Origin of the sequence: Methylorubrum rhodinum, assembly GCF_014199935.1 — a bacterium.
GTDB classification, from domain to species: Bacteria; Pseudomonadota; Alphaproteobacteria; order Rhizobiales; family Beijerinckiaceae; genus Methylobacterium; species Methylobacterium rhodinum.
Map to the genome: position 1 here is coordinate 406610 of NZ_JACHOP010000001.1, position 18533 is coordinate 425142.

At 71.1% G+C, this 18533-nt stretch carries 19 protein-coding genes; 16 read left to right on the forward strand and 3 right to left on the reverse strand.

All coding sequences use genetic code 11. The annotated features are described in order from the left end of the window. Positions 1-109: 109 nt before the first annotated feature. Complete coding sequence (gene rpoD, locus HNR00_RS01810; protein WP_183563893.1) at positions 110-2110, forward strand: RNA polymerase sigma factor RpoD; 2001 nt, start codon at positions 110-112, stop codon at positions 2108-2110. Positions 2111-2534: 424 nt separating this feature from the next. Continuing rightward, positions 2535-2909, forward strand: a complete 375-nt coding sequence (locus HNR00_RS01815) for a hypothetical protein (protein WP_183563896.1) — start codon at positions 2535-2537, stop codon at positions 2907-2909. On the opposite strand, the gene HNR00_RS01820 is transcribed toward HNR00_RS01815, so the two are convergent. Next, positions 2906-5587 (reverse strand): heparinase II/III domain-containing protein, encoded by a 2682-nt coding sequence (locus tag HNR00_RS01820; protein ID WP_183563899.1) that lies wholly within the window; start codon positions 5585-5587, stop codon positions 2906-2908. The two genes, HNR00_RS01815 and HNR00_RS01820, sit on opposite strands and share 4 nt — an antisense overlap. 147 nt (positions 5588-5734) lie before the next feature. Here HNR00_RS01820 and flgB point away from each other — a divergent pair, with 147 nt between their 5' ends. The 10 genes from flgB to fliP all read left to right on the forward strand — a co-directional run bounded on the left by flgB (position 5735) and on the right by fliP (position 12583). Then, positions 5735-6121 (forward strand): flagellar basal body rod protein FlgB, encoded by a 387-nt coding sequence (gene flgB, locus HNR00_RS01825; RefSeq protein WP_183563902.1) that lies wholly within the window; start codon positions 5735-5737, stop codon positions 6119-6121. Next, the gene (gene flgC / locus HNR00_RS01830) at positions 6118-6534 is read left to right on the forward strand and encodes a flagellar basal body rod protein FlgC (protein WP_183563905.1); all 417 of its coding nucleotides are present in this window, start codon (positions 6118-6120) and stop codon (positions 6532-6534) included. The genes flgB and flgC overlap by 4 nt, the downstream gene beginning before the upstream one ends. A gap of 10 nt (positions 6535-6544) precedes the next feature. Next, entirely contained in the window at positions 6545-6880 is a 336-nt protein-coding gene (fliE, locus tag HNR00_RS01835; protein WP_183563908.1) for a flagellar hook-basal body complex protein FliE, read from the forward strand. Positions 6881-6892: 12 nt separating this feature from the next. Next, positions 6893-7681, forward strand: coding sequence for a flagellar basal-body rod protein FlgG (flgG, locus tag HNR00_RS01840; protein WP_183563911.1), 789 nt, complete (start codon positions 6893-6895; stop codon positions 7679-7681). Between the two features lie 61 nt (positions 7682-7742). Next, on the forward strand, positions 7743-8252 hold the full coding sequence (gene flgA, locus HNR00_RS01845) for a flagellar basal body P-ring formation chaperone FlgA (RefSeq protein WP_183563914.1): 510 nt from the start codon (positions 7743-7745) through the stop codon (positions 8250-8252). Then, positions 8252-9406, forward strand: coding sequence for a flagellar basal body P-ring protein FlgI (gene flgI / locus HNR00_RS01850; protein ID WP_246390168.1), 1155 nt, complete (start codon positions 8252-8254; stop codon positions 9404-9406). Before flgA ends, flgI begins: the two co-directional genes overlap by 1 nt. 221 nt (positions 9407-9627) lie before the next feature. Next, on the forward strand, positions 9628-10239 hold the full coding sequence (locus tag HNR00_RS01855; protein ID WP_183563917.1) for a MotE family protein: 612 nt from the start codon (positions 9628-9630) through the stop codon (positions 10237-10239). After that, on the forward strand, positions 10239-10952 hold the full coding sequence (gene flgH / locus HNR00_RS01860) for a flagellar basal body L-ring protein FlgH (protein ID WP_183563920.1): 714 nt from the start codon (positions 10239-10241) through the stop codon (positions 10950-10952). Before HNR00_RS01855 ends, flgH begins: the two co-directional genes overlap by 1 nt. A 180-nt stretch (positions 10953-11132) precedes the next feature. After that, positions 11133-11618, forward strand: coding sequence for a flagellar basal body-associated FliL family protein (locus HNR00_RS01865; protein ID WP_183563923.1), 486 nt, complete (start codon positions 11133-11135; stop codon positions 11616-11618). A gap of 227 nt (positions 11619-11845) precedes the next feature. After that, positions 11846-12583 carry a flagellar type III secretion system pore protein FliP gene (gene fliP / locus HNR00_RS01870; RefSeq protein WP_210306258.1) on the forward strand — a complete coding sequence of 246 codons (738 nt, stop codon included), beginning with the start codon at positions 11846-11848 and terminating at the stop codon, positions 12581-12583. 15 nt (positions 12584-12598) lie between these two features. On the opposite strand, the gene HNR00_RS01875 is transcribed toward fliP, so the two are convergent. After that, a complete protein-coding gene (locus HNR00_RS01875) occupies positions 12599-12892 on the reverse strand; it encodes a type II toxin-antitoxin system RelE/ParE family toxin (RefSeq protein ID WP_183563929.1) in 294 nt (97 codons plus the stop codon). Then, positions 12889-13116, reverse strand: coding sequence for a hypothetical protein (locus HNR00_RS01880; RefSeq protein ID WP_183563932.1), 228 nt, complete (start codon positions 13114-13116; stop codon positions 12889-12891). Before HNR00_RS01880 ends, HNR00_RS01875 begins: the two co-directional genes overlap by 4 nt. Positions 13117-13334: 218 nt before the next feature. Here HNR00_RS01880 and fliF point away from each other — a divergent pair, with 218 nt between their 5' ends. The 4 genes from fliF to HNR00_RS01900 are packed head-to-tail and all read left to right on the forward strand — an operon-like array spanning position 13335 to position 18523. Beyond that, entirely contained in the window at positions 13335-15035 is a 1701-nt protein-coding gene (gene fliF, locus HNR00_RS01885; RefSeq protein ID WP_183563935.1) for a flagellar basal-body MS-ring/collar protein FliF, read from the forward strand. Then, positions 15035-15796 carry a hypothetical protein gene (locus HNR00_RS01890; RefSeq protein ID WP_183563938.1) on the forward strand — a complete coding sequence of 254 codons (762 nt, stop codon included), beginning with the start codon at positions 15035-15037 and terminating at the stop codon, positions 15794-15796. The genes fliF and HNR00_RS01890 overlap by 1 nt, the downstream gene beginning before the upstream one ends. A 1-nt stretch (position 15797) precedes the next feature. Next, positions 15798-17210, forward strand: a complete 1413-nt coding sequence (locus tag HNR00_RS01895) for a MotB family protein (RefSeq protein WP_183563941.1) — start codon at positions 15798-15800, stop codon at positions 17208-17210. Continuing rightward, positions 17207-18523 carry a MotC family chemotaxis protein gene (locus HNR00_RS01900; RefSeq protein WP_376770345.1) on the forward strand — a complete coding sequence of 439 codons (1317 nt, stop codon included), beginning with the start codon at positions 17207-17209 and terminating at the stop codon, positions 18521-18523. Before HNR00_RS01895 ends, HNR00_RS01900 begins: the two co-directional genes overlap by 4 nt. The last annotated feature ends 10 nt before the right edge of the window (positions 18524-18533 follow it).

The following is an 18533-nucleotide window of genomic DNA, read 5'->3' on the forward strand; positions in this document are numbered from 1 at the left end:
GCGAGCCCTCGACAAGCGCACCATTCCCCTACATTGCGACGTGTCTTTCGCGGGGAGCGCGCGGGCTTAAAAAAGCCCCGGCCGCCGCCACGAGAACAATAGGCTGAGCATGGCAACGAAGGCAACCGAGCGGGACGATACGGACGCTGCCCAGGAGCAACCGTCGGATGGCCCGCTCCTCGACCTGACGGATGCCGCGGTCAAGCGGATGGTGAAGCTCGCCAAGAAGCGCGGCTACGTCACCTACGAGGAGATCAACGAGGTCCTGCCCGACGGTCAGGTCGACGGCGACCAGATCGAGGACGTGCTGGCGCAACTCGACGACATGGGCATCCGCGTCGTCGAGGCCGAGGAATCCGAGGAGACCGCGACCGAGGCCAAGGCCAACGGCGAGGCCTCCGAGGACGAGGAGGCCTCCGAGGGCGGCGAGGTCGCCGAGACCACGTCCGCGCGCGCCGTCACCGTCGCGACGCCCACCGCCAAGGAGCCGACCGACCGCACGGACGATCCCGTGCGGATGTACCTGCGCGAGATGGGCTCGGTGGAGCTGCTCTCCCGCGAGGGCGAGATCGCCATCGCCAAGCGCATCGAGGCCGGGCGCGAGGCGATGATCGCGGGCCTGTGCGAGAGCCCGCTGACCTTCCAGGCCATCATCATCTGGCGCGACGAACTCGTCGACGGCAAGGTGCTGCTGCGCGACATCATCGACCTGGAGGCCACCTACGCCGGCCCCGACGCCCGCGGCGCGCCGCAGGCGCCCGAGGAGGGCGCGGAAGAGACCGAGGAGGGCGACGGCGCGGTCCCACCTGAGGGTGGGGACGACGAAGACGACATGGAGAACAACGTGTCGCTCGCGGCCATGGAGGCCGAGATCAAGCCGCGCGTGCTCGAGACGTTCGACAACATCGCCTCGAACTACCGCAAGCTGCGCAAGCTCCAGAACGAGGAGACCGAGCTGAAGGCGGGCGGCGGCACGCCGACGGCCGCGCAGGGCAAGAAGCAGGCGGAGCTGAAGGACATCGTCGTCACCGACGTGAAGTCGCTCTCGCTCAACGCCAACCGCATCGAGGCCCTGGTCGAGCAGCTCTACGACATCAACAAGCGCCTCATCTCGCATGAGGGCCGCCTGATGCGCGCCGCCGAGAGCCACGGCGTCGCCCGCGACGAATTCCTGCGACACTACCAGGGCTGGGAGCTCGACCCGAACTGGATGCAGCGCGTCGCCACTCTCGGCGGCAAGGGCTGGAAGAACTTCGTCGAGCGCGGCGGTCGGCAGGTCGCCGACCTGCGCGAGCAAATCCTGACGCTCGCCTCCGAGACCGGGCTTCAGATCGGCGAGTACCGCAAGATCGTCGCGATGGTCCAGAAGGGCGAGCGCGAGGCGCGGCAGGCCAAGAAGGAGATGATCGAGGCGAACCTCCGCCTCGTGATCTCCATCGCCAAGAAGTACACCAACCGCGGCCTGCAGTTCCTGGACCTGATCCAGGAGGGCAACATCGGCCTGATGAAGGCGGTCGATAAGTTCGAGTACCGCCGCGGCTACAAGTTCTCGACCTACGCCACGTGGTGGATCCGGCAGGCGATCACCCGCTCGATCGCCGACCAAGCGCGCACGATCCGCATCCCGGTGCACATGATCGAGACGATCAACAAGATCGTCCGCACGTCGCGCCAGATGCTGCACGAGATCGGCCGCGAGCCGACGCCCGAGGAACTGGCCGAGAAGTTGGCCATGCCGTTGGAGAAGGTTCGCAAGGTCTTGAAGATCGCCAAGGAGCCGATCTCTCTGGAGACGCCCATCGGCGATGAGGAGGATTCGCATCTCGGCGACTTCATCGAGGACAAGAACGTCGTCCTGCCGATCGACGCGGCGATCCAGTCGAACCTGCGCGAGACCACGACCCGTGTGCTCGCCTCGCTGACGCCGCGCGAGGAGCGCGTTCTGCGCATGCGCTTCGGCATCGGCATGAACACCGACCACACCCTCGAAGAGGTCGGCCAGCAATTCTCGGTGACCCGCGAGCGCATCCGCCAGATCGAGGCGAAGGCCCTGCGCAAGCTCAAGCACCCGAGCCGCTCGCGCAAGCTGCGGAGCTTCCTCGACAACTGATAGGTCTCGGCTAGTCGCGCCGGTGCCGCTGCTTTCCCCTCTCCCCGCATGCGGGGAGAGGCCCGCATGGACCTCGTCGTCCATGCGGGAAGCGGAGGCGAAGCCGCAGCGGCGGTGAGGGGGAGGCTCAGGATGAGCCTCTTCCCTACGCTCCCCCTCACCTTCGGCTGCCGCCTCGCTTCGATGACGACGAGGTCATCGAAGCCCTCTCCCCGCGTGCGGGGCGAGGAGATGCGCGGCCAACTTCATCCATAATCGTAAGCCGTTGGGCCGCTCCTCGGGCGGCCTTTTTCGCTGTGCCACATGCCGTCGCGCCAAAAGGTTCCCGCGCGCGTCACAAAAAACCCAGACTTCCCCGGCATCCCCGTCTCCACGAGGCCGGCGACGCCAGAATCACCGGCCGGCTCGATGTGGGGTTTGCCGGATGACGCTCGACGACGCGCGCGACGACTTCTCGCGGTTGCATCGCCAGTTCACGCTGCATCTCGGGGTGGCGGTCGGCCTGTCGTGGCTGACGGCGCTCTACGCGGCTTCCTATGCCCCGTGGGTGCGCAACATCCGGGCGCTGATCGACCCCGCCGGCCCGCTCCGGGTCGAGAGCACGCTGTCCTACCTGTTCGTGCTGCCCGCCGTTCTGACGCTCGCTTGGGCCTCGGCCTATTTCGGCCGCGAGACCATGCGCCGGTTCCAGACCCTGCCGAACCAGACGCTCGAATTCGCTGCCGCCGCCGCCGTCGCCTTCGGCGTGTTCTACCTGTCGATCGACCGGGCCGTCGCTGTCCTGCTCGCCGGTTTTTAAAACCCCTCGGCGAGGCGCCGCACGGCGTCCGTCCCGAGCAAGTGCACGAGGCGGCGCTCCGCCTCCCCGTCGGCGGCCAAAATCATGCCGCCGCAGACGCGGCCGCGGCCGGTGAAGGCGTAGCGCAGCACCGGCGCCGCCCGGAGCCCGCCATTGCCCGCGGCGACGAAGCCCTGCATCCGCCCCGGCCGGTCGCTGCGCCCGATCACCACGTCCATCCCGGCCCCCTGCCCCGTCACGGTCCAGGGCTGGAAGTCGAGCCGCCCGCCCTCCTGCCGGGCGAGCGCCCGCCGTGGGCCGGACAGGGCGACGAGGGTATCGGGCGGCAGATGCAGCAGACCCTCGAACGACACCGCCCGGCTCGGCCCATCGCTCCGCGCCACGAAGCGGTCGAGCACCGCGAGCCCGCCGAGATCGTCGAGGACGAGGAAGAGGCGGGCATGGTCGTAGTCCGGCCCGTGAACGTTGCTCGCGAAGGCCAGGACCCGCGCCCCGTCGAGATCGAGCCGCGCCGTCGGCCAAGCCCGCCCCGCCACCGGCTCGCGGCCGTCGGGGATCGCGACGTTGTGGGCGCGCGCCGACGGCAGGTAGTGGCGCGCCGCCCCCGTCTCCGTCCCCTCGCCGCCGCCCTCGACGATCCAGCGTGAGCCCCCGGTGGCGAAGACGAAGGAGGTGGCGTCGCGGTGCTCCGGCAGCGACGGGCCGGCATGCTGGCAGGCGAAATGCGCCCAGCCCCGCTCCGGCCCGTCATAGCGCAAGGCGGTGACGTCGCACGCTTCCGTCGGCGGCTCGGCCGGCGCCGCGTCGCGGGCGGCGACGAGGTCGCCCGCCTCCGGCCGCACGAGCCGGGCGATCCAGCCGGCATGGTCGAGCGCGCTTGCGCCGTCGCCGAAGGGGGGCAGCCGCCCGCCCGGATCGAGCAGCCGGGCGAGGCCCGGAAGGGCCGCGGCGACACGGGCGGCGATCGTCGGGCCGGGCGCCTCGTCCCCCAGCAGGTCGGCGACGCTGCGGCCGTGGCCCAGGAGGTCGAGCCGGCGCTGGAGCGCGGATTCGGCAAAGGTGCCGTCGGTGCCGAGCAGCGCGTCGAAGCCCTGGTCCAGGCTGCGCCGGGCCAGCGTTTCCCAGAACGGCGCGAAGGGAAAGGCCGGCAGAGCGCGCGCGAGCGCCAGCAGCGCGGCGGCCGCCTGGATGCCGGGGAGCCCGCGGGCCAGCGTGTTCTGCCCGACGATCTCGGCGAGGGCAAAACCGTGCCGCGCCGCCTCCGCCGCGATCGTCCCACGATCCGGGCCGTCGCCGGCCAGCAGGCTCGCCAGCACCTCGGCGCGGGGCGCGAGCGCGGCCGGATGCAGGCTCAGGGGATCGCTCGGCATCCCCCACGGATTGGCCGCCGACCATGAGGCCGCGAGCGCCCGGGCGCGCCGCTCCTGCCCGGAAAGGCCCGCGAGCGGCAGGAGCCACGTCAGCGACTGGTAGGCGAGCCGCCAGGGAACCGAGCGGAACGGATCCTCGCGCCAGTCCGGCGCCGCCGGCACGCTCCAGTCCGGAAGGCCGGCGAGGGCGAGGGACGCGCCGCCTTCGTCGTCGAGGCGGATGCTGCGGTCGGGCCCGGCGCGCAGCGCGCGGGCGCGGGCGAGCGGCGCGGGCGACGGGACAGGATCGCCGCCCAGGGGCGCGATCCAGCCCACCGGCCTGTCCTCGGGCAGGCCGAGGCGGTCGGCGAGGCGGGCGAGGAAGACGGCTGCGTCGAGGGCGTCGTCGCCGCACAGACTCTCCAGGCGGAAGTCGTCCTCCAGGGCGAGTTCGGGCTCGCCGACCAACTCGGCGCCGGTCGGCCGCTCCGCATCCTCCCAGGGGCCGATCGCGAGGTCGACGCCCGCCGCGCCGGTGGGCGGGCGGAGCGCCAGGGTGAAGCGGCGTGCCTGCGGGACGGCGGAAAGGTTCACCACCGCCCCGAGCCCCGGCACCGAGACGGCACCGGGATAGGGCGGCGCGATCTCCGCATCCGCGGCGTCGCGGTAGACGAGCCGCACCCGCGCGGCGTGCTCGTCCGGCCGCGGCGCGGTGAGCTGGCCGCGGAGCGTGAGGCCGACGCCGTCCGGCAGGGCGTAGCGCAGGACGAGCGGGCCCTCGTCGAGGCGCCGTCGGCGCGGCGCCGGGCCGGGATCGGGCCGGCCGATCAGGAGGATCGGATCGGACACGGTGACGGGTGCGGTGTTGCGCCACGAGCGCACCGTGACGGCGAGGTCGCACGCCTGATCCGGCATCCGGAAGGCGACGCGCACCGGGCGCTGCCCGTCGGCGAGCGCGGGGCCGGCGATCCAGGCGGCCTGCGGATCGAGCAGGCTGCGCGCGAGGCCGGGCACGTGGTCGAGGTCGAGGCTCGATCCGTCCGCCGCCAGGAAATCGAAGCCGATGCCGATGCAATCGGGGCTGAGTCCGGCCGCCTCGGTGCCGTCATAGGCGAGGCCGAGTTCCAGGCAGGCCCAGGCGCCGGGCCGGAGCCCCTCGAAGGCGAGGACCGCGCGGGCGAAGCGGTGGTTGGCCGCGACGACGTGCAGGCCGGCGCGCCCGCCCGGCCCCGCGCCTCCGGCATAGCGGACCGCGGCCGGCAGCCGTACGGGCACGCCGCCCTGTCCGTCCTCGCCCTCCAGCCCCCGTTCCGCGTCGCGCTCGCCCATGGGCGCAGGCGCACCGGGCGGGCCCCGCCTGTCAAGCCGGGAGCCAGCCTCGTGCAAGATTGCCGACCTACACCCCGGAGGACGACGGGAGGCTTCGGCCGTTCCGTCCAGCAATCGAAGGGGCCCTTCAAGGATGGGGGCGTTGCCATGACGACGGGCGTCTACCTGTTCGACCTCGCCTCGCAGCACGCGCGCTACCTCGCGGTGCGGCAGGCCACGATCGCGGGCAACGTCGCCAACGCGAACACCGCCGGCTTCAAGGCCCGCGACGTGGTGCCCTTCGCCCAGGTGCTGGCCCGAACCGGCCTCGACATGAGCACGACGGCCGGCGCCCATCTGGAGCAGCAGGGCAGCCGCATCCCGGTGCGCGAGCAATCCGCGGGCGCCTGGGAGGTGCTCGAATCGTCGAGCGGGGTCAGCCTGGAGCAGGAGATGCTCAAGGGCGGCGAGGTCGCTCGCCAGAGCAACCTCGACAACGCGGTGGTCAAGTCGTTCCACCGGATGCTGATGTCGGCCGTGCGGAGCGGGTCATGATCGATCCCCTGCTCTCCGCCTCCCGGCTCGCCGCGGCCGGGCTCCAGGCCCAGTCGGTGCGCATGCGCGTCGTCTCGGAGAACCTCGCCAACGCGCAATCGACCGGCGAGACCCCCGGCGCCGATCCCTATTCCCGCAAGACGGTGACGTTCCGGGCCGAGCTCGACCGCGCCGCCGGCTTCGCCTCGGTCAAGCTCTCCACCATCGGCACCGACGACACGCCGTTCCGCACCGAGCACGATCCGGCCAACCCGGCCGCCGACGAGAACGGCAACGTCAAGCTGCCGAACGTCAACATGCTCGTCGAGATGGCGGACATGCGCGAGGCCAACCGCTCCTACGAGGCCAACCTCCAGGTCATCAAGCAGGCCCGCGCCATGGTCGCGGGCGTGATCGATCTCCTCAAGTCCTGAGACAACAACGATGATCGAGGCACTCACCTCGCTGTCGGCCTTCGACAAGGTCGCCGGCACCTCCTTCGCCGAGACGGCGCCGGTCCAGCGCGCGGCCGCGCTTCCCGTGCAGGCCGCCGCGCCCGCGGGCGCGGAGTTCGGCGACATCATGGCCCAGTTCGCCACCCAGGCGCGCGACGCCCTGCGGATGGGCGAGGCGACCTCGATCGCCGGCATCAAGGGCACGGCCTCGGCCCAGCAAGTGGTCGAGGCGGTGATGTCCGCTGAGCAGAGCCTCCAGACCGTCGTGGCGATCCGCGACAAGGTCGTGGCCGCCTATCTCGAACTCAGCCGCATGCCGATCTGAGGAACCTGACCCATGCGCGCTCTCGCCATCGCCGCCACGGGCATGTCGGCCCAGCAGCTCAACCTCGAGGTCATCGCGAACAACATCGCGAACCTCAACACCACCGGCTTCAAGGGCGCGCGGGCCGAGTTCACCGACCTGCTCTATCAGGCCGAGCGCCAGCAGGGCGCGCCGAACCAGGCGGGCCAGGAGGCGGTGCCGGAGGGCGCGATGCTGGGGCTGGGCGTACGCGCCGCCGCGATCCGCAACCTGCATCGGCAGGGGCAACTGGCCAACACCGGCAACCAGCTCGATCTCGCGGTCAACGGGCGCGGCTACTTCCAGATCACCAGCCCGAGCGGCGAGATCAACTACACCCGCGCCGGCGCCTTCAACCGGAACGCCACCGGCCAGCTCGTGACCCTCGAAGGCTACGCCGTCGATCCGGCGATCCTGATCCCGCAGAACGCCAGCCAAGTGACGATCAACGAATCCGGTCAGGTCTTCGCCAAGGTCGAGGGGCAGGTGGCGCTGCAGAACATCGGCCAGCTGACGCTGACCAACTTCGCCAACGAATCCGGCCTGGAGCCGCTCGGCAACGGCCTCTACCGCGAGACCCCGGCCTCCGGCGCGCCGGTCGTCGGCAATCCCGGCGATGTCAGCTTCGGCCGGCTGCACCAGGGCTACCTCGAAGGCTCGAACGTCGATCCGGTGAAAGAGATCACCAACCTGATCACGGCCCAGCGCGCCTTCGAGATGAACTCCAAGGTGATCCAGGCCGCCGACGAGATGGCCGGCACCGTCTCGAAGGGCATCCGCTGACGCGCTTTCTTGCGTGTCGCGACGCCCGCCCTCCCCTCGTTTTCGTATCGGCGCGATTCCCATGGCCCGCAAGATCTTCGCCAATTGTCTCGCCCGCTGCCTCGCCCTCGCCCTGCTCGCCGGGTCCGCGCCCGTGCCGGCGCTGGCCGTGGACGGTATGGCGGCCCCCTCGGCGGCGCCCGAGATCATGCTGCCGGTGCCGGTGGTCACGATCTATCCCGGCGACACGATCAGGGAATCGATGCTGCGGATGCAGGCCTATCCCTCGACCTTCAAGGCGCGCTCGGCCGTGATCGACGCGCCCATGGCGATCGCCGGGCGGCAGGCCCGGCGGATGCTGCTGCCGGGCGAGCCGGTGCCGGTCAACGCCGTCGACGACCCCCGCCTCGTGAGCCGCAACACCCCGACCCAGCTGGTGTTCGAGGAGAACGGCCTCGTCATCACCACCGTCGGCGCGCCCCTTCAGAACGGGGGCTTGGGCGAGACGATCCGGGTGCGCAACACCGACACCAACCGCATCGTGCTCGGCACCGTGATGGCCGACGGCCGCATCAAGGTCGGCGCCCAGTGATGTCTTCATCGACGATGCGTCGCCCGTTCCACCGCCTCGTCATCGCGATCCTGCTCGGGCTCGTCACGGGGCTCGGCTTCGCGCTCGCCGCCGGCCCGGTCCGCGCCGCGCCGGGCACCCGGATCAAGGACATCGCCACGCTCAAAGGCGTGCGCGACAACCAGCTGTTCGGCTACGGCCTCGTCACCGGCCTGCAAGGCACCGGCGACACCCTGCGTAACGCGCAGTTCACCGAGCAATCGCTGCAATCGCTGCTCGACCGGCTCGGCATCAACGTGCGCGACGCGCGGCTGCGCACCCGCAACATCGCCGCCGTCATGGTGACCGCGGACCTGCCCCCCTATACCGGCACCGGCTCGCGCATCGACGTGACCGTCACCTCCATGGGCGACGCCACCTCGCTCAAAGGGGGTACCCTCTTGATGACGCCGCTCACCGGCGGCGACGGTCTCGTCTACGCGGCGGCGCAGGGGCCGCTGGCGGTCTCAGGGTTCACCGTGCAGGGCGCGGCCGAGCAATTGACCCAGGGCGTGCCGACGGCGGGCCGCATCCCCAACGGGGCGCTCATCGAGCGCGAGGTGCCCGGTACGTTTCGTGATCTGCCCGAACTCGTGTTCGAGCTGAAGAACCCGGACTTCAAGTCGGCGATCCAGGTCTCGGATGCGATCAACGCGTGGTCGCTCGGGGCCTTCGGCCGCCGCATCGCCTCGGCCCGCGACCAGCGCTCGGTCGTGGTGATGCGCGGGCGCCAGATGGCGCAGACCCGGCTGGTGGCCGAGATCGGCGACCTGACGATCCAGCCCGACACCCCGGCCCGCGTCGTGGTGGACCAGCGCACCGGCACCGTCGTGATCGGCCGCAACGTGCAGATCTCCACGGTCGCCGTCACCCACGGCAACCTCACGGTGCGGGTCACCGAGGCGCCCGAGGTGTCCCAGCCCGCGCCCTTCTCCAACGGCCAGACCGTGGTGGTGCCCCGCACCGAGGTCGCCGCCCAGGAGCAGATGGGCAAGCTCGCCATCCTCGGCGGCTCCGACCTCCAGACGCTGGTGCGCGGCCTCAATCAGGTCGGCCTGAAGCCCACCGACATCATCGCGATCCTGCAGGCGGTGAAGACCGCCGGCGCCCTCCAGGCGGAGCTGGTCGTCCAATGAACCGCCTCGTCGAACCAGCCGGACGCATGACGGGAACCCCCTCTCCCCGCACGCGGGGAGAGGCCTGCATGGACCTTGTCGTCCATGCGGGAAGCGAAGCGGCGGTGAGGGGGCTTCTCCGGAAGAGTCTCATGCGGACAAGCCCCCTCACCTTCGGCTGCCGCCTTGCCGCGCCGACGACGAGGTCGTCGCGGCCCTCTCCCCGCGTGCGGGGCGAGGGGATGCGGCTTCGCCCTCCCGCCTCTCTCGTGAGCCTGCTTGCCCTCTGGCTCGCCCTCACCGGCACAGCCCTCGCCGCGGGCGGCGGCGACAAGCCGGACCCGGCGAAGGAGGCCGCGATGAAGGCACTCGCGATCCGCGACGCGCCCAAGGACGTTTCCGCCCAGGACTTCGTCGCTGCGGCGCCGGCGAAATCCGGCTACTGCGCCAACATCGCCGACGCCGCGGCCGATGCCCGGTTCGCGTGGCAAAAGGAACAGCTCGCCACCCTCGAACGTCAGGTCGAGGAGCGGATCAAGGCGCTGGAGGAGAAGCGGGCCGAGTACGAGACCTGGCTCAAGCGCCGCAACGAGTTCCTGGCCAAGGCCGACGAGACCGTGGTCGCGGTCTACGCCAAGATGAAGCCCGACGCGGCGGCGCTCCAATTCGCCAACATGCCGGAGGAATCGGCCGCCGCGCTCCTGACCAAGCTCAACGCCCGCGCGGCCAGCGCCATCCTCTCCGAGATGGAGGCGACCCGCGCGGCCAGCCTCGCCCGCAAGATGTCGGATGCCGGCCGCAAGGACGCGCCCGCCGCGCCCGCGCCGGCTCCCAGAAAGAACGAGAGATCGTGATGCGCAGGCCTTCCCTCGCCCTCGCCGGCTGCCTCGCGCTCGGTCTCGGCGCCTGCCAGACCAGCGAACTCGACCGGCTCGGCCGCGCGCCCGTGCTGACCCCGGTCGGCACCGGGCTCAACGCCCCGCGCGAGCCGCTGCCGACCACCTTCGGCGCCTACGGCCCGCGCCACAGCTATCATTCCACATGGTCGCCCGCGAGCGCCGACCTCTACCAGGACCCGCGCGCCAAGAACGTCGGCGACGTCATCACGGTGGCCATCGCCATCAACGACAAGGCGCAGTTCGACAACGCGACCGAGCGCGAGCGCAGCCAGAAGAGTTTTCTGGGCTTCGATTTCGGCTACGGCGTCTCGGCCCTCAAGGATTCGGCCACCGCCGACACCGGCATCCGCTCCGGCACCTCGACCAAGGGCCAGGGCAACATCGACCGCAAGGAGACGCTGAGCCTCTCGGTCGCCGCGATCGTCACCGAGGTGCTGCCCAACGGCAACGTGATGATCTCCGGCTCGCAGGAGGTGCGGGTCAACAACGAGGTGCGCGTGCTCAACGTCGCCGGCATCGTCCGCCCGCGCGACATCTCGCGCAAGAACACCATCGACTACGACAAGATCGCCGAGGCCCGCATCTCCTACGGCGGTCGCGGCCGCCTCACCGACGTGCAGGGGCCGACGCTGGGGCAGCAAATTTTTGAAAACGTGGCGCCGTTCTGAGGCGCGATCATCCTCGTCCCACCCTCCCCCTCATCCTGAGGTGCCGGAGCGAAGCGGAGGCCTCGAAGGAGGGCTCCAGACATCACGGCGATCCCTGGAGCCCTCCTTCGAGGCTGAGCTGACGCTCAGCACCTCAGGATGAGGGGGATAGATGGGAAGCGCACCGGCGGAAGAATCATCATGGCCGATACCAAGGACGGCGCGAAGAAGGGCGGCAAGGGCTGGATCGGGGCGCTGCTCCTGGCCACGCTGGTCGCCGTCGGCACCGGCGGCGGGCTCGGCGTCTACCTGCTCGGCAACGTCGAGAAGTCGGTCGACCTCAAGAAGCGCGAGGAGGCCGACAAGGCGGTCAAGGTGCTCAACTACACCGGCGACCTGTCGCTCCGCCGCGTCGGCTCGGCGGTGACGAACCTCGCCGAGCCCGCCGATTCCTGGGTGCGGATCGAATCCTCCATCGTCTTCAAGACCGGCACGCTGCCGAACCCGGACGTGACGCTCGCCGAAATCCGCGCCGACGCGGTGGCCTATCTGCGCACGATGTCGCTCGCCCAGATCGAGGGCGCCAGCGGCCTCCAGCACCTGCGCGAGGACCTCAACGAGCGCGTCGCCATCCGCACCAAGGGCGCCGTGCGGGAATTGATCGTCGAATCGCTGGTGGTCCAGTGAGCCGGGCCATGGCCGCGGCGCCCCTTCCCTCCCCCCTCCGCGGGGGAGGGTGGCCCCCGAAGGGGGTCGGGAGAGGGGAAGCCCCACTTCCAGCGATTTCGGGTCGAGCGCGGCCAAGCGGCACCGTCGCTCCCCTCTCCCGCCCTGCATCCGCAGGGCACCCTCCCCCGCAGAGGGGGGAGGGTTTTTTCCGCGCACGCCTCCTCTTTCCGGTCGCGGTGACGGCCCTGACCCTCGTCTCCGTCGGCTCCACCGCCGCCCTCGCCCAGAACGCCGGCGGCGTCACCGGCCTGCCCGGCCTCGACGCGCTGCTGCCGCCCGGCAATGGGGCGGCGAGCGGGCGCATCATCCAGCTCGTGGCGCTGCTGACCGTGCTGTCCCTGGCGCCGGGCCTGCTCGTGATGGTGACGAGCTTCACGCGCTTCGCCGTCGCCTTCTCGTTCCTGCGCTCGGGCCTCGGGCTGCAAAGCACGCCGGCCAACCTCTTTCTCGTGTCGCTCGCCCTGTTCATGACCTTCTACGTCATGGCCCCGACCTTCGACCGCGCCTGGAACGAGGGCGTGAAGCCGCTGCAGGAGAACCGCATCGGCGAGGAGGAGGCGTTTTCCAAGATCGTCGAGCCGTTCCGGGAATTCATGACCCAACACGTGCGCCCGAAGGACCTCCAGACCTTTTCGGACTTGGCCAGCCGCAACTTTCCCAAGGCCGAGCAGGGGGAAAAGATCGACCTGCGCATCCTGATCCCGGCCTTCATGATCTCGGAACTGCGCCGCGGCTTCGAGATCGGCTTCCTGATCGTGCTGCCGTTCCTCGTCATCGACATCATCGTCTCCACCATCGTGATGTCGATGGGCATGATGATGCTGCCGCCGACCGTGATCTCGCTACCGTTCAAGGTGCTGTTCTTCATTTTGATCGACGGGTGGAACCTGCTGGTGAGCGGGTTGGTGCGGTCGTTCTTCTGACGGCTTGCCCTGCAATCAAGGCACCGGCCGCCGTGCCGTGTGCCGGAAGCGCTGCACGATGATGGCGGCGTCGGTCGTGACGTCGTCGACGAGGTAAGGATAGGAAACGAGAGAGATGCGGCGCACGCCGGCAACCGACGTCCTGACGCCGAGTTTCGGATGCGCGCGAAGGCGCTCCAACAGATCGGTCAGCCGCGCCTCGACCTTCGCCGCGCCTTGGGGCGAGCGGGCATGGACGTAGCCGAGCGCCTCGTCGATCTGCTGAAGCGCCCGCGCCTGGAAGCGCAGGACGCGCGGGGACGAACTCACCCGCGATACTTCGCGAACACGGCCTCGACGGCTGTAGCGTCGGCGAACTCGCCCCGTTCCATCTCGCTGCGCGCTTCGAGGAGATCGGCCTCTTCGTCGGGCGTGAGCACGAGAACCTCGTCGTCCTCACCGGCATAGGCGAGCACGAGGCGCGCGATCTCGTCCTGAACGTCGGCCGGGAGCGACTGAGCGCGCTCCATGGCCTGCTCCAGCCGCTTCGTCATGCCTCGACCTCCCGCGCCGCGCATGAAGACCATCCCACTCTGAATTTTAAGGCGAGCGCCGGCCCCATGTCGATGGGATGCCCGTTCCTCCGTGTTGCCGGATCGCCCCTCCCATAGCGGCCCCCGCCGCGGCCATCCTCCGCGCAACCCCCACGCAAGGCTGACCGGCAACATGGCACCCGGACCAAGGACCCGGTCCGGTTCGGAATGGCCCCAGGATGCCCGGTCGCGAGCAAGCCGAGAGATTGTGGAGCAACATCGTCGATCTCGGCGCGAGGCGGCTGATGGCCCTCGGGCTGGTCGGCCTGCTGGTGTTCCTGGGCGTTGGAATCGGCGCCTATTACCTGAGCCGCCCGGCGCAGGAGACGCTCTATACGGGGCTGTCGCGCGAGGATGTCGGCCGCATCGGCGGCGTGCTCAAGGACAACGGCATCCCCTTCGACGTGTCGGCGGACGGCTCGGCCGTGCTCGTCTCCTACGGCCACACCGCCCAGGCCCGGATGCTGCTGGCGGAAAAAGGCCTGCCGCAGAGTTCGAAGTCCGGCTACGAGCTGTTCAACGATCTCGGCTCGCTCGGCATGACCTCGTTCATGCAGGAGGTGACCCGCGTCCGCGCGCTCGAAGGCGAGATCGCCCGCACGATCCAGGGCATGAAGGGCGTGCGCGCCGCCCGCGTCCATCTCGTGCTGCCCGATCGCGGCTCGTTCCGCCGCGACCAGCAGCCGGCCTCGGCCTCCGTGGTGGTGCGCACCGAGCCCGCCGACGACGTGTCGGGCGCGCAGGCCATCCGCCATCTCGTGGCCTCCGCCATCCCCGGGATGAAGCCCGACCGCGTCACCGTGATCGGCTCCGAGGGCACGGTGCTCCTGGCCGGCGACGATGCGACCACCGCGCCCACCGGCAAGATGGCGACGCTGGAAAAATCCGTCAGCCGCGAGATGCAGGACAACATCCGCCGCACGCTCGCGCCTTATCTCGGCGTCGGCAATTTCGAGGTCAGCGTCGCGACGCAGCTCAACACCGACAAGACCTCGACCAACGAGACGATCTACAACCCCGACCAGCGCGTCGAGCGCTCGGTCCGCTCCGTGCGCGAGAGCGAGAACGCCCAGAACCGCGCCAGCCAGCGCCCCACCAGCGCCCAGGAGAACCTGCCCGACCAGCGCACCCGCTCGGACGGCAACGACCAGTCGAGCAACGAGACCTCGAAGAAGGAGGATCTCACCAATTACGAGATCTCCCAGAAGACCGTGCAGACGGTGAGCGACGGCTACGCCATCCGCCGCCTCTCGGTCGCGGTGCTGGTCAACCGCTCGCGGCTGACCGCGCTCGCCGGCCCCGACGACAAGGCCGCCCTGGAGAAGCAGATCGCCGAGATCGAGGAACTGGTCGGCTCGGCCTCCGGCTTCAGCAAGGAGCGCGGCGACACGATCAAGGTTGCGGCGGTCGGCTTCGTCAACGACGGCCAGCCGCTGGAGCCGGTGCCGCCGCTCTCGGTCACCGACGTGCTGATGAAGCAGTCCGGCACGCTCATCAACGCCGCCACCATCCTCGTCGTCGCGACCCTGCTGATCTGGTTCGGCCTGCGGCCCGCCTTGCGCTCGATTCTCGCCGTGCCGGAGGCGCAGCAGGCGGAGGTCGCCGCCCTCACGGCTCCCGAGGGCGCGCCCGCGCTGGCCGCCGGGGCAGCCGTGGCCGGGCTCGTCGAGGGCGCCCCCGCGCTCGCGGCCCCCGGAGCGGTCGCCGCCGCCGGAGACTCCCAGAAACTCCTCCCGCCGGGCATGGCCGGCCTGATGGAGGAACTCGAGGACAAGATGGCCCGCTCGCCGCAGAAGCGGCTGGAGCAGCTCATCGACATCGACGAGGAGCAGGTCGCGGCCGTCCTCAAGCGCTGGCTGATGCGTGAGGAGCCGGCGTGATGGAGGGCCAGATCGCCCGGCTCCTGCCCGAGATCGGGAAGGCGCCGCCCCCGGCCGCCCCGCGCGCGCCCGACTTCGACGCGGACTGGTTCCGCCCGGCACAGCGCACCAAGCCTCCGGCCGCCGCGCCGGCGCCGGCCACCGCCCCGGAGAAGATGGCGACCGCGCCCGTCTCCGGCATCGTCGCCCCCGGCCTCGCGGCCTTCGCGCCCGTGACGCTGGCCGTCGCCCCGGCGCCGCCGTCGGAGGATCGCGAGGCGCTGATCGCGGCGGCCGAGGCGCGCGGACGCGAGGCCGGCCGGGCCGAGGCTCTGACGCAAGCCGAGGAGCGGCTCGCCGCCGAGCGTGACGCCTTCGAGGAGCGCCTCGCGCAGGCGCGCCGCGACTGGGCCGAGGGCGAGGGCGCCGCGCTCGCCGGTCAGCTCACGGCGGCCTTCGCCGGCCTCGACGCAGCATTGTCGGAGCGCGTGGCGCGCCTGCTCGCCCCCGTCCTCACCGAATCCCTGCGCCGTCAGGCGGTCGAGGCTCTGGCGGCGGCGGTGACGCGGCTGCTCGCCGAGCCGCAGCCGGCGGCGATCTCCGTCACCGGACCCGAGGATCTGATCGCGGCGCTCTCGGCGCGGCTGTCCGGCCTGTCGGCCGCAATCGCCTTCACGGCGTCCGACGCGACCGAGGTGACCGTGAGCGCGGGCGAGACCGTGATCGAGACCGAATTGTCGGCCTGGCGCCGGCTGATCGCCGCCGCCGTGGCGGAGGCGTGAGATGTCCGAGCACCAAGAGATCATCATCATCAAGCGCCACGGCGACCACGAGGACGGTCACCACGGCGGCGCCTGGAAGATCGCGCTCGCCGACTTCATGACGGCGATGATGGCGCTGTTCCTCGTGATGTGGCTGATCAACTCGACCAGCAAGGAGCAGAAGCAGACCATCGCCGAGTACTTCAACCCGGTGAAGCTCGCCGAGGTCACGCACGACCGGAAAGGCGTCAACGACCCGCAGGACGTGCCGAACGATCCGGCCCCCGCCGGCAAAGGCAAGGGTGGCGAGGGCAAGGGCGGCGAGGGCGAGGCCGCGGGCGCGCCGGGCAGCCGCGCGCGCGAATCCGCCCTGTTCCAGGATCCCTACGCCGTGCTGGCCAAGCTCGCGGCGGAGGCCGAGCCGGGCCCGGAGGCCGCGAGCGCCGACGCCTCCGCGCTCGAATCCGGCCAACCCGGCGTGGCCGGCGGCGAGACCGGCCGCGACCCGTTCGATCCGCTCTACTGGCAGGTGGCCGCCCTGCCGCGCCGCCGCACCGAGACTCCCGGTTCCCTCGACACCGCCGCCGCGGCCCCGTCCGAGGCGCGCCTCGATGCCGGGGCGCAAACCGGCGCGGCGCCGGCCAAGGAGACTCCCAAGGACGCGGCGAAGAAGGAAGCCGCGCGGCAGAGCCTGAACGAGGCGATGAAGGCGGCCGGCGTCCGCCTCGCCTCCGCCGAGCCGATGCCGCTCCCGAAGGAGCCCGAGCCGAAGGCGGCCGAGATGCCGGAAGCACCGGGCGAGGCCGGGCTGCCCGACGTCAAGACGCCCGAGGCCCGGGGGGGCGATGCGAAGACGTCCGAGAGCAAGGCCCCGCAGACGAAGTCGGCGGCCATCGCGAAATCGGCGAAGGAGCCGGCCCGCGAGGCCGTCGCGGAGGCAAGGGCCAGCGACGCCAAGGCGGCCGAGACCGCGGCGATGGCGGAGTTGAAGGCCGAGATCGCCAAGGCGGTGCAGCCGCTGGCGACCGCGAGCCCGGCGCCGAACGTCGAGGTGCGCCGCACCGGCGAGGGCATCCTCATCAGCATCACCGACGAGATCAACTTCAGCATGTTCGGGATCGGCTCGGCCGAGCCGACGCCGAAGGTGGTCAAGGCGCTGGAGCGCATCGCCAAGGTGATCAACGGGCGCCCCGGCCGGATCGTCGTGCGCGGCCATACCGACGGGCGGCCGTTCAAGTCCGAGTCCTACGACAACTGGCGCCTGTCCTCGGCGCGTGCTCAGATGGCGTCCTACATGCTCGTGCGCGGCGGCGTCGACGAGGCCCGCGTCGAGCGGATCGAGGGCTACGCCGACCGCCAGCCCCGCGTACCGGCCGACCCGAAGGCCGCCGAGAACCGCCGCATCGAGATCCTGCTGCGGGGGCTGCCGGAATGATGCGGTGGCTGTCGAACTCCTCCTTTCGCGCGCAGCCGAAGGCGGCCGAGTCGTACGCCTTCCCTCCCCCCAACGGATATCGGGCAAGCCCGATATCCGTTGGGGGGAGGGTCTTGCTCGCGCTCGTCACCCTCCTCTGCCTCGCTCTCCCGGCGGCCGCAGCCGGCGACGGACACGGCGGCCACGGCGAACCGGCCAAGCCCATCGAACCCCTTCCGGTGACGCCGCACGGGCTGCCGGTGGAGCTGGTGCGCACGCTCCAGCTGCTGCAGGACCGCATCGCCCGCGGCTCGACCCAGGCCCACCTCGCCCAGCGCCAGCTCCTCGTCCATATCGAGCAGAAGCTCGCGGAACTCGACGCCGAGACCTGGGCTGCACCCGAGAACGTGCGCGCCGTCGTCACCTTCGCGCTGGCCGGCGGCGGACCCGGCGCGCTGCGCCGCGTCCTCGGCTCGGGCAAGGTGCCGGAGGCGGAGACGCCGCTCGCCCAAGGGGCGCTCGACTATCTCCAGGGCCGGGAGAAGGACGCGCGCACCAAGCTGGCGGCGATCGATGCCCGCACGATGCCGGCGGGCCTCGCGGGGCAGCTCGCGCTCACCCAATCCGCCCTGCTGGTGCGCGAGGCGCCGGTGCGCTCGCTCGAACTGCTCGACCTCGCCCGCCTGCTGGCGCCGGGAACGCTGGTCGAGGAGGGGGCGCTGCGCCGCCAGATCTTCGTGGTGGCGCAGGGCGGCGACGCGGCGCGCTTCGAGGCGTTGTCGATCCAGTACCTGCGCCGCTTCCGCCGCTCGGTCTACGCGGGCAATTTCCGCCAGCGCTTCGCCGCCGCGCTGACCCGGCTCGACTTCGACAGCGACGGCAACCGCATCGCCAGCCTGCGGCGGATGCTCGACGAGATCGAGCCGGAGAGCCGGCGCGACCTCTACCTCCTCGTCGCCCGTGCCGGGCTGGAGCAGGGACGGCGCGAGACCGCCCTCTTCGCCGCCGAGCGCGCCGCCGGGCTGGCAGATTCGGACAGCCGCGCCGCCGCCCAGGCCCGCCTCTACCGGGGTGCGGCCTTGATCGTCGCCGACGGCCGGTTCGAGGAGGGCTACGACGCCCTGCGCAGCCTCGACCGCACCGCCTTCGTCGAGGGCGACGCCGCGCTTCTCGACGCGGCCCTCTCGGCTGCCGGCCAGATCCGCGGCCCGCTGCCGGAGGCGGTGGCCCCGCCCGCCGCCGAGACGCCCTCGACCCGCGCGGTGCCGGAGCCGCCGGCGATCGGCCGGGCCAGGGAGGCGCTGGCCCGTGCCGAGCGGGCGCTCGCCCCGTGAACCCGAACGA

Coding starts and splice junctions, on each gene's coding strand:
- flgA (WP_183563914.1), top strand. CDS start 7,743: ATGGCCCGCAAGATCTTCGCCAATTGTCTCGCCCGCTGCCTCGCCCTC.
- HNR00_RS01895 (WP_183563941.1), top strand. CDS start 15,798: ATGTCCGAGCACCAAGAGATCATCATCATCAAGCGCCACGGCGACCAC.
- rpoD (WP_183563893.1), top strand. CDS start 110: ATGGCAACGAAGGCAACCGAGCGGGACGATACGGACGCTGCCCAGGAG.
- HNR00_RS01890 (WP_183563938.1), top strand. CDS start 15,035: ATGGAGGGCCAGATCGCCCGGCTCCTGCCCGAGATCGGGAAGGCGCCG.
- flgH (WP_183563920.1), top strand. CDS start 10,239: ATGCGCAGGCCTTCCCTCGCCCTCGCCGGCTGCCTCGCGCTCGGTCTC.
- fliE (WP_183563908.1), top strand. CDS start 6,545: ATGATCGAGGCACTCACCTCGCTGTCGGCCTTCGACAAGGTCGCCGGC.
- flgB (WP_183563902.1), top strand. CDS start 5,735: ATGACGACGGGCGTCTACCTGTTCGACCTCGCCTCGCAGCACGCGCGC.
- flgG (WP_183563911.1), top strand. CDS start 6,893: ATGCGCGCTCTCGCCATCGCCGCCACGGGCATGTCGGCCCAGCAGCTC.
- HNR00_RS01855 (WP_183563917.1), top strand. CDS start 9,628: ATGCGGCTTCGCCCTCCCGCCTCTCTCGTGAGCCTGCTTGCCCTCTGG.
- HNR00_RS01865 (WP_183563923.1), top strand. CDS start 11,133: ATGGCCGATACCAAGGACGGCGCGAAGAAGGGCGGCAAGGGCTGGATC.
- HNR00_RS01880 (WP_183563932.1), bottom strand. CDS start 13,116: ATGACGAAGCGGCTGGAGCAGGCCATGGAGCGCGCTCAGTCGCTCCCG.
- flgC (WP_183563905.1), top strand. CDS start 6,118: ATGATCGATCCCCTGCTCTCCGCCTCCCGGCTCGCCGCGGCCGGGCTC.
- HNR00_RS01815 (WP_183563896.1), top strand. CDS start 2,535: ATGACGCTCGACGACGCGCGCGACGACTTCTCGCGGTTGCATCGCCAG.
- fliF (WP_183563935.1), top strand. CDS start 13,335: ATGCCCGGTCGCGAGCAAGCCGAGAGATTGTGGAGCAACATCGTCGAT.
- flgI (WP_246390168.1), top strand. CDS start 8,252: ATGTCTTCATCGACGATGCGTCGCCCGTTCCACCGCCTCGTCATCGCG.
- HNR00_RS01900 (WP_376770345.1), top strand. CDS start 17,207: ATGATGCGGTGGCTGTCGAACTCCTCCTTTCGCGCGCAGCCGAAGGCG.
- HNR00_RS01820 (WP_183563899.1), bottom strand. CDS start 5,587: ATGGGCGAGCGCGACGCGGAACGGGGGCTGGAGGGCGAGGACGGACAG.